The organism is Pradoshia sp. TA40_28 (genome assembly GCF_059694525.1).
The window spans coordinates 24,001-37,250 of sequence record NZ_JCATZO010000017.1 but is presented as its reverse complement, the minus strand read 5'-3'; the positions used below and the strand labels follow the sequence as shown (position 1 = coordinate 37,250).

General features: G+C 39.0%; 13 protein-coding genes. All 13 read right to left on the bottom strand.

Features of this window, described 5'->3' with window-relative positions; all coding sequences use genetic code 11:
• Window positions 1–369: 369 nt before the first annotated feature.
• Entirely contained in the window at window positions 370–1,857 is a 1,488-nt protein-coding gene (gene lysS, locus AC58NB_RS16485; RefSeq protein WP_497427890.1) for a lysine--tRNA ligase, read from the bottom strand.
• A gap of 171 nt (window positions 1,858–2,028) precedes the next feature.
• On the bottom strand, window positions 2,029–3,024 hold the full coding sequence (gene dusB, locus AC58NB_RS16480; protein WP_497427889.1) for a tRNA dihydrouridine synthase DusB: 996 nt from the start codon (window positions 3,022–3,024) through the stop codon (window positions 2,029–2,031).
• 34 nt (window positions 3,025–3,058) lie between these two features.
• A complete protein-coding gene (locus AC58NB_RS16475; protein WP_497427888.1) occupies window positions 3,059–3,268 on the bottom strand; it encodes a helix-turn-helix domain-containing protein in 210 nt (69 codons plus the stop codon).
• A complete protein-coding gene (folK, locus tag AC58NB_RS16470) occupies window positions 3,220–3,744 on the bottom strand; it encodes a 2-amino-4-hydroxy-6-hydroxymethyldihydropteridine diphosphokinase (RefSeq protein ID WP_497427887.1) in 525 nt (174 codons plus the stop codon). The genes AC58NB_RS16475 and folK overlap by 49 nt, the downstream gene beginning before the upstream one ends.
• Window positions 3,741–4,106, bottom strand: coding sequence for a dihydroneopterin aldolase (folB, locus tag AC58NB_RS16465; protein ID WP_497427886.1), 366 nt, complete (start codon window positions 4,104–4,106; stop codon window positions 3,741–3,743). The genes folK and folB overlap by 4 nt, the downstream gene beginning before the upstream one ends.
• Window positions 4,099–4,944, bottom strand: coding sequence for a dihydropteroate synthase (folP, locus tag AC58NB_RS16460; RefSeq protein ID WP_497427885.1), 846 nt, complete (start codon window positions 4,942–4,944; stop codon window positions 4,099–4,101). The genes folB and folP overlap by 8 nt, the downstream gene beginning before the upstream one ends.
• Before the next feature lie 153 nt (window positions 4,945–5,097).
• Window positions 5,098–6,027, bottom strand: a complete 930-nt coding sequence (gene cysK / locus AC58NB_RS16455) for a cysteine synthase A (protein ID WP_497427884.1) — start codon at window positions 6,025–6,027, stop codon at window positions 5,098–5,100.
• Window positions 6,028–6,199: 172 nt separating this feature from the next.
• Complete coding sequence (locus AC58NB_RS16450; protein ID WP_497427883.1) at window positions 6,200–7,075, bottom strand: peptidyl-prolyl cis-trans isomerase; 876 nt, start codon at window positions 7,073–7,075, stop codon at window positions 6,200–6,202.
• Window positions 7,076–7,093: 18 nt separating this feature from the next.
• A complete protein-coding gene (gene hslO, locus AC58NB_RS16445) occupies window positions 7,094–7,972 on the bottom strand; it encodes an Hsp33 family molecular chaperone HslO (RefSeq protein WP_497427882.1) in 879 nt (292 codons plus the stop codon).
• Window positions 7,969–8,769 (bottom strand): type III pantothenate kinase, encoded by an 801-nt coding sequence (locus AC58NB_RS16440; RefSeq protein WP_497427881.1) that lies wholly within the window; start codon window positions 8,767–8,769, stop codon window positions 7,969–7,971. The genes hslO and AC58NB_RS16440 overlap by 4 nt, the downstream gene beginning before the upstream one ends.
• A gap of 361 nt (window positions 8,770–9,130) precedes the next feature.
• Entirely contained in the window at window positions 9,131–11,116 is a 1,986-nt protein-coding gene (gene ftsH / locus AC58NB_RS16435; RefSeq protein ID WP_497427880.1) for an ATP-dependent zinc metalloprotease FtsH, read from the bottom strand.
• Window positions 11,117–11,251: 135 nt separating this feature from the next.
• Window positions 11,252–11,803, bottom strand: a complete 552-nt coding sequence (gene hpt / locus AC58NB_RS16430) for a hypoxanthine phosphoribosyltransferase (RefSeq protein ID WP_497427879.1) — start codon at window positions 11,801–11,803, stop codon at window positions 11,252–11,254.
• 23 nt (window positions 11,804–11,826) lie between these two features.
• Window positions 11,827–13,212 carry a tRNA lysidine(34) synthetase TilS gene (gene tilS / locus AC58NB_RS16425; RefSeq protein ID WP_497427878.1) on the bottom strand — a complete coding sequence of 462 codons (1,386 nt, stop codon included), beginning with the start codon at window positions 13,210–13,212 and terminating at the stop codon, window positions 11,827–11,829.
• Window positions 13,213–13,250: the final 38 nt, after the last annotated feature.

Here is a 13,250-nt window from a genome sequence, read left to right as displayed (position 1 = left end):
CGAGATTTTAAAAATCTCTTATTTTAGACTTGCTTGGCGTTTCGTTTTGTTTAGTTTTCAAAGAACAATCTGTGTTGTTGTCGTTTTGGCGACTTAACTATCATACCAAGTTAGCAACCTGTTGTCAACAACTTTTTTAATTTTTATTTGCGTCGTTCGCTCCGATTTGTTTACCGTAGCGGCGACGTTTATTAATATACCATCCTAGTTTTTATTTTGCAATACTTTTTTCGAAAAAAGTTTTGTTTTTTATTTAATAGTAGTCTATGAAGCATTCTCTATGATCTTATCTCCATATATTAATCGCTTCCCACCTTTTAGAAAACAAAGAAGAAGCTGCCTTGTTCAGGACAACTTCTTCTTACCATTTTATTTATGTCTCATTAATGGGAATAACAGTACATCACGTATAGATGGAGAATTAGTAAGCAACATAATTAAGCGATCCATACCAATTCCAAGACCACCAGTTGGCGGCATACCATATTCCAACGCTTCAATATAATCATCATCCATCATATGAGCTTCGTCATTACCTTGCTCACGTTCTTTAAGCTGTGCTTCAAAACGTTGACGCTGATCAATTGGGTCATTTAACTCCGTGAAAGCATTCGCATGCTCACGACCAACAATAAATAACTCAAAACGATCCGTAAAGCGTGGATCCTCTTCATTCTTTTTCGCAAGTGGAGAAATTTCTACAGGATGACCATAAATAAAGGTTGGTTGAATTAATTTCTCTTCAATTTTCTGTTCAAAGAATTCGTTAACAATGTGACCATATGTCATAGAGTCAGTGATTTGCACACCATGCTCCTTCGCAAGAGCGCGTGCTTCTTCCACAGAGGTTTCTTTCCAAAAATCTACTCCCACATATTCCTTAATGGCATCTACCATATGAAGCCTTGTCCACTTTGGCGTTAAATCTACTTCATAATCCCCATAAGGTATCGTAGTTGTTCCCAACACTTCCTTAGCAATATAGGCAATTACATTTTCAGTTAAATCCATTATGTCGTTATAATCTGCATAAGCTTCGTAAAGCTCAAGCATCGTGAATTCAGGATTATGTCTGGTTGACACACCTTCATTTCTAAATACACGGCCAATTTCATAAACTTTTTCCAGGCCGCCTACAATTAGTCTTTTTAGATGTAACTCAATGGCAATACGCATATACATAGGCATATCAAGCGCATTATGATGCGTAATAAACGGTCGCGCTGATGCTCCGCCTGCGATAGAGTGAAGCATTGGTGTTTCAACTTCAAGGAATCCTTGATCATCAAAATAACGTCTCATTGCCTGAATGATACGGCTGCGTGTTACAAATGTTTTTTGGCTTTCTTCACTTGTAATTAAGTCTAAATATCTTTTACGATAGCGCTCTTCAATATCTTTTAATCCATGATATTTTTCCGGTAGAGGACGAAGGGACTTTGTAAGGTATGTAAACTGGCTTACTTTTATTGAAAGCTCTCCTACTTTTGTTTTAAATACTGTTCCTTGAATACCTACGATATCACCAAGATCGGCCATAGTGAAAAGTTCATAGGCATCTTCTCCAATCGCATCTTTTCGTACGTATATTTGGATTTGACCGCTCACATCTTTGATATGGGCAAAGCCTGCTTTCCCTTTTCCACGCTTTGTCATAATTCTGCCTGCTATAGAAACTTCAGCATTTTTTTCTTCCAAATCCTCTTTTTCCATATCTGCAAAATCATTAATGATTTCTTGAGCCAAATGTGTGCGTTCAAATTTCTTGCCGAATGGGTCAATACCCAATTCTTGAATTCGATTCATTTTGTCACGTCTGACTCTCAATTGATCGTTTAATTCTTCATAATTGCTCATATTATTTCCACTCCATCTCTATCGCGTATATGCTCTTCCTTATTTTATACAATATTAGAACCTAATATATAAAAATTATCATTACCTTTTCAAAAGTATCATAAAAACTGCCGGTTTTGCCGGCAGTTTTTACATACTTTATTATACAGTATATCAGGAACTGTCAAATCATCAAACAGCTTGAATAGCTTCCTGGCGTTCTATATCTTCCACCATTGTATAAAGAAGCCCAACTAGTTGTTCACGCGTGTCACACTCGTTGATTTCATTTCTGATTCTACCGCTGCCTTTAATCCCTTTTAAATACCAGGCTGCATGTTTTCTCATTTCACGCACAGCAATATATTCATCCTTCAAGGCAATGAGACGGTCAAGATGCAAGACACATACATCAATTTTTTCTCGTACAGATGGTTCCGGTAAAAGGATTCCACTCTCTAAATACTTGACCGTTTGATACATCATCCAAGGGTTGCCTAATGCAGCACGGCCAATCATGACGCCATCACAGCCAGTTTCTTCAATCATTCTTTTTGCATCCTGCGGAGTTTGCACATCGCCATTACCGATAACAGGAATATTGACAGCTTCTTTTGCCATACGAATATAATCCCAATTTGCTTTACCTTCATACATCTGGACACGAGTTCGTCCATGGACAGATATCGCACTTCCGCCGGCTCTTTCAACTGCCCGCGCATTTTCTTCAACAAAAATATGCTTGTCATCCCATCCGATTCTCATTTTAACAGTAACAGGCTTTTCTACCTTATTCACTACAGCCGAAACCATCTCATAAATCTTGTCCGGATTCAGCAACCATCTTGCTCCCGCTTCACATTTTATAATCTTATTAACAGGGCATCCCATATTAATATCAATAATATCTGCATTTGTATTCTTATCTACAAACTGTGCAGCCTGAACAAGAGATTCCTTCTCTCCCCCAAAGATTTGAAGGCTTAATGGCTTTTCACGCTCATCAACGTAGAGCATATTTAACGTTTTTTCATTACCATGAATAATTCCTTTGTCACTAACCATCTCTGCACAAACAAGACCTACCCCAAATTCCTTAACAGTTAGTCGAAACGCCGAGTTACAAACCCCTGCCATAGGTGCAAGCACAACCGGATTCTTCATTTCGACATTCCCAATCTTTAACAATCCAATTCCTCCCTACTCTTTACTCGTATAAAACCTATTTAACAGGAGGCGCAAGTTCCTCCACTGTAATGTCCAACTGGTTAGCAATATCCAGCAAAAAGCTCTCAGAGGGTTTCCTGTTGCCCCTTTCCACTTCACCTAGCATAGAAACCGAGACAGATAACTTTCTTGCAAATTCCTCTTGAGTATAGCCTTTCAGCTTTCTGAATGCCCTAATACGTCTTCCCCATTTTTCCGCTTCCATATTCGAACCCCTTCTTTTTCAGGGACATCATCCATGACTTCCCTTAAAGGTTTTTCCAAATCAGGCAGAACGATGTCCTTATCTATCTCCACGAGTGGAATAACCACAAAGGCTCTTTCAAGTATTCGCGGATGGGGAACAATTAGGTTTTTCGTTACAATATTTTCTTGATTATATAACAAAATGTCAAGGTCAATCGTTCGAGGACCCCACCTAATTTCCCTTTTTCTGCCAAGTTTTTGTTCAATCTTCATGCAGGCAGCCAACAGTGATTGTGCACTTAAATTGGTATTTATGCAAATGACCATATTCAAAAATTTACCTTGATCTATATACCCTACTGGATCTGTTTCATAGATAGATGATATCGAAATGATTTCATTTTCAGGCAATGCCGCCAGTTCGACCAAGGCTTCCTGTAAATTCAACTCTCTATCACCCATATTTGTACCTACGCCAATATAAGCCTTATTCATTGCTCTTGCTCCCTCATGATTTCGACAGCAACCGAATCATAGTGACCCGGGATCGGCGGATCAGGCTTTACAACCTTGATTCTGCATGACTGTATGACCGGATATACGGTTAAGATCTCAGCTGAGATTCTCTCTGCTACAGCTTCAATTAGATTATACGCCTTCCCTTCCACAATCCGTTTACACAATGTGTAAATCTCAGCATAATTAACAGATTTATTTAAATCATCGGTTTCGCCGGCAGCGCGAAGATCCATGTTCAACTCCGCACTCACTCTGTAGCGCTGCCCAAGTTTGTTCTCTTCTTCATAAACACCATGGTATCCATAAAATTCCATATTTTCAAGAACTATTTTATCCATCTACCTTCACCTTCCCAAGCATCGCATCCATCATGCGGGACATACGAGACATTTCTTTTACATCATGTACTCTTATTATTTGGCATCCCTGCTGAATACCCAAACAAATCGTCGCCCCTGTACCTTCCATTCTCTCCTCTACTGGCAAATCAAGCGTTTTGCCAATCATTGATTTTCGGGATGTCCCCAATAAGACTGGGTACCCGAGGCTTGTCAGTACATCTAAGTTTCGCATCATCAGTAAATTTTCTTCCAATGTCTTTGCAAAGCCGATGCCTGGGTCCAGTATAATTTTGTTATCTTTCACTCCAGCCTGTTTAACAATTTGAATACTCTCATATAGGTCATTTAATACATCTCTCAAAAAATGATCATAAGAAGCCTGCTTACGATTATGCATGAGGATAATCGGAGCTCCTGACTCAGAAGCAACCTGAGCCATTTCCGGGTCTCCCTTTGCTCCCCATATATCATTTATAATATGGGCACCTGAACGAAGAGCTTCTTTTGCAACATCTGCTTTATATGTATCTACAGAGATTGGCACATTGATTTCACGCGTTAATTCCTTAATGACAGGGATGATTCTTTCCAGTTCTTCTTCTGAAGAGATTTGCTGATATCCTGGTCTGGTTGACTCCCCACCAACATCAATTATATCTGCTCCAGCTTCAACCAATTCTTTTGCCCTTAAAACCGCTTGTTCTACATGATTGTATCGGCCGCCATCAGAAAAAGAATCAGGAGTGATATTTAAAATACCCATAATCTTAGTAACTTGCCCAAGTTCCAGTGTATATTGGCCGCACTCTAACAACGTTGTGTATGGTTGGTTCATATTGATTTACTCCTTTAATCAGACTGCAAATTTACTCTATGCAAATCACTATACCACATGTCATTTGTGAAAAAGAAAAGAGGGAAGAAATCCATAAGAAAAGGAGGCATTTAGCCCCCTCTATATGTCTAGCTTATTTAGTCGTCTTTACGATTAATCTTCAAAGTTATATAATGGCGTGCTTAGATATCTTTCACCATTATCTGGTATAACTGCAAGAACCTTTTTACCGGTACCAAGTTTTTTGGCAACCTCCAGCGCTGCATAAATGGCTGCACCTGCGGAAATACCACCAAGAATACCCTCAGCTTTAGCTGCTTTTCTTGCTTGTTCAAAAGCTTGTTCATTTTCTACTTTAATAATCTCATCGTAAATCGCTGTATTCAGTGTATCAGGTACAAAACCTGCGCCTATCCCCTGGATTTTGTGAGGTCCTGGAGTACCACCAGATAAAATTGGAGAATCTGCAGGTTCAACTGCGATGATTTTAATATCTTTATATTTCTCACGAAGTACATCACCTGCACCCGTAATCGTTCCACCTGTTCCTATACCAGAAACAAACGCATCCAATTGGTCGCCCATTTGTTCTACAATTTCTTTACCGGTTGTTTTTCTATGAACTTCCGGATTAGCCTCGTTTTTAAACTGCTGCGGCATAAAATAACCATTTTCATTAGCCAATTCCTCAGCCTTAGCAATTGCACCCTTCATTCCATCTTTACCAGGAGTAAGGATAAGTTGGGAACCATATGCCTTCAATAAGTTACGGCGTTCTATACTCATTGTGTCCGGCATAACGAGGATAGCCTTATACCCTTTCGCTGCTGCAACCCATGCCAACCCAATACCTGTATTACCGCTTGTAGGTTCGATAATTGTTGTGCCTGGTTTTAAAAGACCTTTTTCTTCAGCATCTTCAATCATAGCAAGTGCAATACGGTCTTTAACGCTGCTTCCCGGATTCATGTATTCCAACTTTAAATAAACCTCTGCAGATCCATCTTCTACAATCTTATTTAATTTAACAATAGGAGTATTACCTATTAATTCTGAAATATTATTTGCTATCTTACCCAACATATCCACCCCTAATCCATAGTATTTTTATTGGTTTTATATACAATGTAGCTATTTTTAAGGTTTCTGTCAACTATTATACTCCTAAATTCCCAGCTTTTCTTTAAAGCGCCCCTTGAAAGATAGATCTTTTTTACTCACCTATAGTATATAAAAGAAAATAGAGCCGATGACTCTATTTTCCGTAAATCCAATCTACATCGAACTTTTCCCAAAACATCTCTGCAGATACAGGTGTATTCAATTGTTCCATAGCCATTTTTCTTTTAAGTGTTGATCTAATTTTATCAAAGGTCAACTCGGATTTGTCCATACGATCATGCATATAGAGAACGGCATAACCCTCTTCAAGTTTAATAGGTTGGCTCCATTCTCCACTCCTTAACGAAGCCGTCGTTTCTTTATACTCCTTAGGAATGACCTCCGAGTCTAATGAAATATATCCTAAATCCCCAGTAACAACTGTTTTATCTTTTTGAGAACGCTCCGTTGCCAGCGTTAAAAAGCTTGTACCAGCTTCCAGTTCCTTTGTGATGGAGTTAGCTTCCTTTTCTTCTGAAACAATGATATGTGAGACATGGAAGAGGTCAGAAAGCTTCTGTAAGCTTTCTTCACTTTTATAGTAAGCCTCCACTTCCTCGCCTGTTATGATGACATCCTTTGTCAACAACTTCTCCAGAAGGATTGAAAGGTTGAGTTTCTTTTCGAAATTCTCACCACTTTTATCATCAATTGATTGGCTGTTCGCCCCATATAACACTTGCTGGATAGTTAGTTCTCTTTGCATTTCATCCTCCGAAACAGAGAGTCCATGCTGATGCGCCAATTGTAGAATAACTTCTTCATTTATCATCGTTTTCAGCATGTCTTTTCCATGTCTTGTTTCCAATTCATTGATCCAATCTGTTTGACTAATTTCTTTTTTCCCTATTGAAGCAACAACTCTTGCTGTGTCTCCTTTTGGATCTGTTCCTACTGTAAAGTAAAGGACGGTTACAATATTCAACAGAATTAAACCAACGATAATGGCCGAACTTTGATTACCTGACAAAGCAACTCCCCCAATAGATTACTTTGCTGCGTCTCTTAGCTCCTGAAGTTCTTCCTTTCCGAAAATATATTTTTCATTACAAAAATGGCATTGCGTTTCAGCCTGGCCATCTGTCTCGATCATATCTTCCAGTTCTTCTTTTCCAAGACTGATTAAAGCATTGGCAATTCTTTCTTTAGAACATTGGCATTGGAATGATACAGGCAGTTTTTCTAAGACTTTTACATTACTTTCTCCTAATACTTTATTAAGTACCTCTTCTGGAGTTAAGCCATCTTGAATCATTTTAGAGATAGGCGGGATTGAACTTAATGATTTTTCTATTTTTTCAATAACCTCTTCTTCAGTACCAGGCATTAATTGAATAATAAATCCACCCGCGGCTAAAATTGAATCATCCGGGTTAACCAAAACACCGACACCTACAGATGAAGGGGTTTGCTCGGATGTAACAAAATAATACGTAAAATCTTCACCAAGCTCACCGGATATTAAAGGTACTTGGCCGGAGAAGTTATCTCTCATCCCAATATCTTTAACAACTGTTAATGTGCCAGTTGTACCAACAGCACGTCTTACATCAAGTTTTCCATGTTCATTGGATTCGAAATCAACATGTGGGTTTGTCAGATATCCTCTGACCTCACCCTTCGCATTACTATCAATGATAATCGGACCTATTGGACCATCACCTTCAATTTTAATGGTAATTTTAGCTTCGCCTTTTTGCATAGCCCCCATCATCACTGCGGCTGTCATTGCTCTTCCTAATGCAGCAGAAGCTGTCCGCCATGAATCCTGTCTTTTTTGTGCCTCCGCAATCGTTTGAGTACTTGAGACAGCATATGCTCTTACTTGTCCATCAAATGCAAGTGCCTTTACTAAATAATCGTTCATGATAAACTCCTTCCAAATCCGTCAAGATTTTGTTGTATATTCTTTGAATAGATGATTTTTAAACCTTTTAAGGTTAAATACGGATCGAAAACATCAATAATCGAAGTTTCATCTGCAATCATAGATGCTCTTCCGCCTGTAGCGATAACCATAGGATTCTGCATACTCTGTTTTTTTATCCTGGATACAATTCCTTCTACCTGTCCAATAAAACCGTATAAAATACCGGACTGCATGGCAGTGACTGTATTCTTTCCAATGATACTTTCAGGACGGGTAATCTCAATACGAGGCAGTTTAGCAGCTTTTGAATAGAGTGCCTCCGCAGATATTTCAATTCCCGGTGCAATAACTCCCCCTAAATATTGGCTATGCTCATTGACATAACAATACGTGGTTGCTGTACCAAAGTCTACAATAATGATTGGCGCTCCATATTCCTGAATCGCCGCCACAGCATTCACAATACGATCCGCTCCAACTTCCTTTGGATTATCATATTTTATATGTAATCCCGTCTTTACACCCGGCCCCACAACCAAGGGCTTTATTTGAAAATACTTCGCACACATTCTTTCAAGCGAATCCATAATAGTTGGCACTACGGAAGATAGGATAATCCCTTTAATATCAGGAAAAGTTAAGGATACATCCCCCAACAGCTGTTTAAATACCATTCCATACTCATCTTCTGTTTTTTCCCGACTCGTACCAATTCTCCAATGATAACAAAGATCCTCATCCCTATAAACACCAATCGAAATATTCGTATTCCCCACATCCATCACCAATAACATATAGACACCCCTATTAAAAAGCTGAGACGACTGGTCAGGCCCGACAAGCATAAGGAGAGGCTCGGAGGGGAGTTCCATCCCCGCAGTGGCTTTACTTATGTCCTGAGCTCCTAGGCCCTGAAGCTGGATTGACTAAAAAGCTGAAACGGCTTGGTCAGAAGCGAGGAGCATAAGACAGGGGCTCGTAGGGAGGTGTTTTCCCTCCCGCAGAGGCCATGCTTATGTCCTGAGCTTCTAGCCGTTGAAGCTGGATTGACAAAAGCTAAAACAGCTCAATCAAGTACCAAAGACTAAATATACCACGTCCCTAGCCTATCTTTAAAAAAAGTGCCCCATTCATATGATGGGACACTCTGAGTTCTTACAATTTATTTGGATCGTTTGTTTCCATATCCGGTGGTGTAGGTGGTGTCTGACTATCCACTCTACCCTCGGATATTGTGTTATCTTTGGATAAATCCTCAGATGGTGTTTCCTCTTTAGCTGATACATTCACTGTAACATCGCTTGATTTCTTGCGTTCAGGCAATGTTCCGTGATCTGCCAAGTGGCGAATTTGTTCAGCATCTAATGTTTCAATCTCAAGCAATGTATTGGCGATTAAATCTAACTTATCGCGGTTTTCAGTAAGAATATTTCTCGCACGCTCATAGCATGTTTTGATAATATTTTGGATTTCGGTATCAATTTCATAAGCAATCTTATCAGAATAGTTTTGCTCACTATTAATATCGCGACCCAAGAATACTTGGCCTCCTTGAGGCTGACCAAATTGCATTGGTCCGAGCTTATCACTCATTCCATATTCCGTTACCATTTTACGAGCAATGCTAGTAGCACGTTGGAAGTCATTATGAGCTCCTGTACTTACTTCACCGAAGACGATTTCTTCAGCAACACGTCCGCCCAATAATCCAGTAATCTTATCAAACAATTCAGGCTTAGTCATGAAGTAACGATCTTCACGCGGAAGCATAACCGCATAACCGCCTGCCTGACCACGTGGAACAATTGTAACCTTATGAACCATATCCGCTTCATCGAGTACCAGCCCAATAACGGTATGACCCGATTCGTGGAAGGCCACAATATTTCTTTCTTTCTTGGATATGACGCGGCTTTTTTTAGCAGGACCAGCAATTACACGGTCTGTCGCTTCGTCAATATCACTCATATCTACTTTTTTCTTATCTTGTCTGGCAGCTACCAGAGCAGCTTCATTCAAGAGATTTTCTAAATCGGCACCTGAGAAACCTGGAGTTCTCATCGCAATTGCTTTAAGATCCACATCTTCATCAAGTGGTTTATTTTGAGCATGTACACGAAGTACTGCTTCACGGCCAAGTAAGTCAGGGCGGTCAACCGTAATTTGTCGGTCAAAACGACCTGGACGTAATAGAGCCGGATCAAGTATATCTGGGCGGTTTGTAGCAGCAATGATAATAATACCTTCATTTGCTCCGAAACCATCCATTTCAACAAGCAATTGGTTCAAGGTTTGCTCACGTTCATCGTGTCCACCGCCAAGACCGGCTCCACGTTGACGTCCAACTGCGTCAATCTCATCAATAAAGATAATACATGGTGCATTCTTTTTCGCATTTTCAAATAAATCACGTACACGAGATGCACCCACACCTACAAACATTTCAACAAAGTCGGAACCACTGATTGAGAAGAAAGGCACTCCTGCTTCACCGGCAACTGCTCTTGCTAGCAAGGTTTTCCCTGTCCCTGGAGGTCCTACTAAAAGTACCCCTTTTGGAATTCTGGCACCTAATTCAGCAAATTTACGCGGATCTTTCAAGAACTCAACAACTTCGACAAGTTCTTGTTTTTCCTCGTCAGCACCTGCAACATCTTTGAAGCGTACTTTTTTCTTCTCTTCACTGTAGAGCTTAGCTTTACTTTTACCGAAGCTCATCACTTTGTTTCCGCCACCTTGCGCACTATTCATCAAGAAGAAGAACAATAGCAAAATAATGACAAACGGAATAATAGAAGTTAAGAATGTTACCCATACACTTGTTTCTTTCGCTGGAGCAACTGTTGATTTTATATCTTGTTCATCAATTAAGTTAGTAACTTTTTCAGCCTGTTCTGCAAGGATATAGGTTAAATAAAACTCATTTTCCTTAGCACCCTTTAATTGACCTTTAACAGAATAAACTCCGCGTTCCACCTGCAAATCAGCGGATTTAACCTCGCCTTTTTCAAGGCTCTCAATAAACTCATTATTAGAAATATGTTTAGTTGGCTCGGAATTTTGGTTAAACACACTTACAACTCCGATAATCGCCACAAAAATAAGTAAATAGAATATGGTATTTCTAAAAATACGGTTCATCCCTAACCTCCTCCCAAAAAACTAAATAAAGTATTAGTATCTACATATAGTACAATCAGGTTACCTATATATTTTATATAAAGATCATAGCACAGTCTATTAAGGAAATAGAACGGTTACTAATCATCTATATCCCTATTCGGCAGTTTCGTAAACTTCTCTTTTCAACACACCGATATATGGAATATTTCTGTATTTCTCCATATAATCGAGCCCATACCCGACAACGAACTCATCCGGTACATTGAAGCATGCATAATCGGCCTTGATATCCGCTTTTCTTCCAGATGGCTTATCTAATAATGTGACAAGCTTAATGGATTTGGCCTTTCTGTATTTAAATAAATCCACTAAATAAGAAAGTGTAAGACCGCTGTCAATAATATCTTCAATGATCAGCAAATCTCTGCCTTCTACAGATGTATTTAAATCTTTAATAATTTTAACTTCTCCTGAAGAGACCATAGAATTGCCATAGCTGGAAACATCCATAAAATCCATTTCCAAATAGCTGTCTACATGCTTCAGTAAATCAGTCATAAAAGGCATTGCCCCTTTTAATACACCAATAACCAATGGGTTAAGATCTTTGTATTCCTCTGTAAGCAAAGCCCCGAGTTCTTTAATTTTCCCTTGAATTTCTTCTTCAGAAATCAAGATTTTCTCAATATCATTATGAATCGTCATTCGGTAGTCCTCCTAGAAGAGCATTATTCTACATACTTTATCATGATAGCTGGTATCGGGGTCTTTTCTATATTAATTTTTTGCAGACCTGGTATCCAAACAATTTGATCATCCTTATTCACAATAATCGGCCAACTCTCCCGCTCATGTACAGGTACCTTATGTTCGAGAAAAAGTTTTTTCAGCTTCTTGTGACCTGTAAAGCCTTGGGGCTGATAGCGATCTCCATCCCGCTTATTCCGAACTCTCAATGGTAACTCCTCTTCATTGAAAGGTAAAATACATATGTATTTTGATAAATCATTCCATTTTCCGGACAAGTCATCCAACAAAACTGTTTCAATAACGGAGCCATTCGGAAGATCCGTTTTCCCTGGTAAAAGGATTTCTTTTGAAATAGTTATGGATGGCAACCTTCCAAAATGGAAAAGCAACTGATCATATGCTTTAGTAACTTGAAGTCCATGAGGTAATTGCATGGAAATAGAAGGGTTAGATTCTGTCAATAAAGATTGAATACACTCTATATGTACGTATGAAAATACATAAGGTTTCACTTGATAAAGATAGTTTAATATTAGATGAATCACCCTTCTTTGTAAAGGTTTTGGCACCCTCTGAAGTGAAGATAATCGAACTTTTAAAATATCCTCTTCCCCATTCATCTCAAGCGACTTAAACTCTTTTTCAGCCAACATCATCAAATAACTCTCATCTTGTTCCAATTCCTCACTAAACCGTTGAATATGATCGAGCGCTTTACTATTTTCCTTTTTTATTATCGGTAATATGTATTTGCGGTATCTATTCCGGGTATAAATATCTTTTTCATTACTTGGGTCGATACGTGGTGTTAAATTCATCTCTTTGCAATAATTCAGGATTTCTTCTCTCGTAACAGCCAGAAAAGGACGCACAATCCATCCGTCAGCAAAGGACCGTTTTACTGGTATCCCACCCCTAGCCATTCCAGATGTACCTCTAACTAGGTTCATTAAAACAGACTCTGCCTGGTCATCTTTATGATGAGCGAGCGCCAATTTTTGCGCCGAATACTTTTCCATTATATCCCTATAAAATGTATAACGACAATCCCTAGATGCCTGTTGTGGATTTTTTCCTGTTTTTTCAATATGTTTAGGGACATCCATACGATTCCCCTCGAACAGGATTCCCCATTCCCTACAGATTTTTTCTACAAATAAATAATCACCTAACGATTCTTCGCCTCTAAACATATGGTCTACATGGGCAACCACAAGTTTTAAATTAAAAGATTGTTTAATACTATTTAAATAAGCAAGCAATGCTAATGAATCCGGTCCGCCGGAAACACCTACCAAAACCGTCTCATTGTGATTGATCAATCCCTTTTTATTGATATATGCCGTTACTTTTGCTTCAAACATAATAAATCCCCTTCTACATTGCTTTGGATTAATTATTA

Bases quoted from the DNA above. Each gene is read 5' to 3' on its own strand.
- folK (WP_497427887.1), bottom strand. From the start codon at position 3,744: ATGAATAAGGCTTATATTGGCGTAGGTACAAATATGGGTGATAGAGAG.
- folB (WP_497427886.1), bottom strand. From the start codon at position 4,106: ATGGATAAAATAGTTCTTGAAAATATGGAATTTTATGGATACCATGGT.
- hpt (WP_497427879.1), bottom strand. From the start codon at position 11,803: ATGACGATTCATAATGATATTGAGAAAATCTTGATTTCTGAAGAAGAA.
- hslO (WP_497427882.1), bottom strand. From the start codon at position 7,972: ATGAACGATTATTTAGTAAAGGCACTTGCATTTGATGGACAAGTAAGA.
- cysK (WP_497427884.1), bottom strand. From the start codon at position 6,027: ATGTTGGGTAAGATAGCAAATAATATTTCAGAATTAATAGGTAATACT.
- AC58NB_RS16440 (WP_497427881.1), bottom strand. From the start codon at position 8,769: ATGTTATTGGTGATGGATGTGGGGAATACGAATATTTCGATTGGTGTT.
- lysS (WP_497427890.1), bottom strand. From the start codon at position 1,857: ATGAGCAATTATGAAGAATTAAACGATCAATTGAGAGTCAGACGTGAC.
- AC58NB_RS16475 (WP_497427888.1), bottom strand. From the start codon at position 3,268: ATGGAAGCGGAAAAATGGGGAAGACGTATTAGGGCATTCAGAAAGCTG.
- tilS (WP_497427878.1), bottom strand. From the start codon at position 13,212: ATGTTTGAAGCAAAAGTAACGGCATATATCAATAAAAAGGGATTGATC.
- ftsH (WP_497427880.1), bottom strand. From the start codon at position 11,116: ATGAACCGTATTTTTAGAAATACCATATTCTATTTACTTATTTTTGTG.
- folP (WP_497427885.1), bottom strand. From the start codon at position 4,944: ATGAACCAACCATACACAACGTTGTTAGAGTGCGGCCAATATACACTG.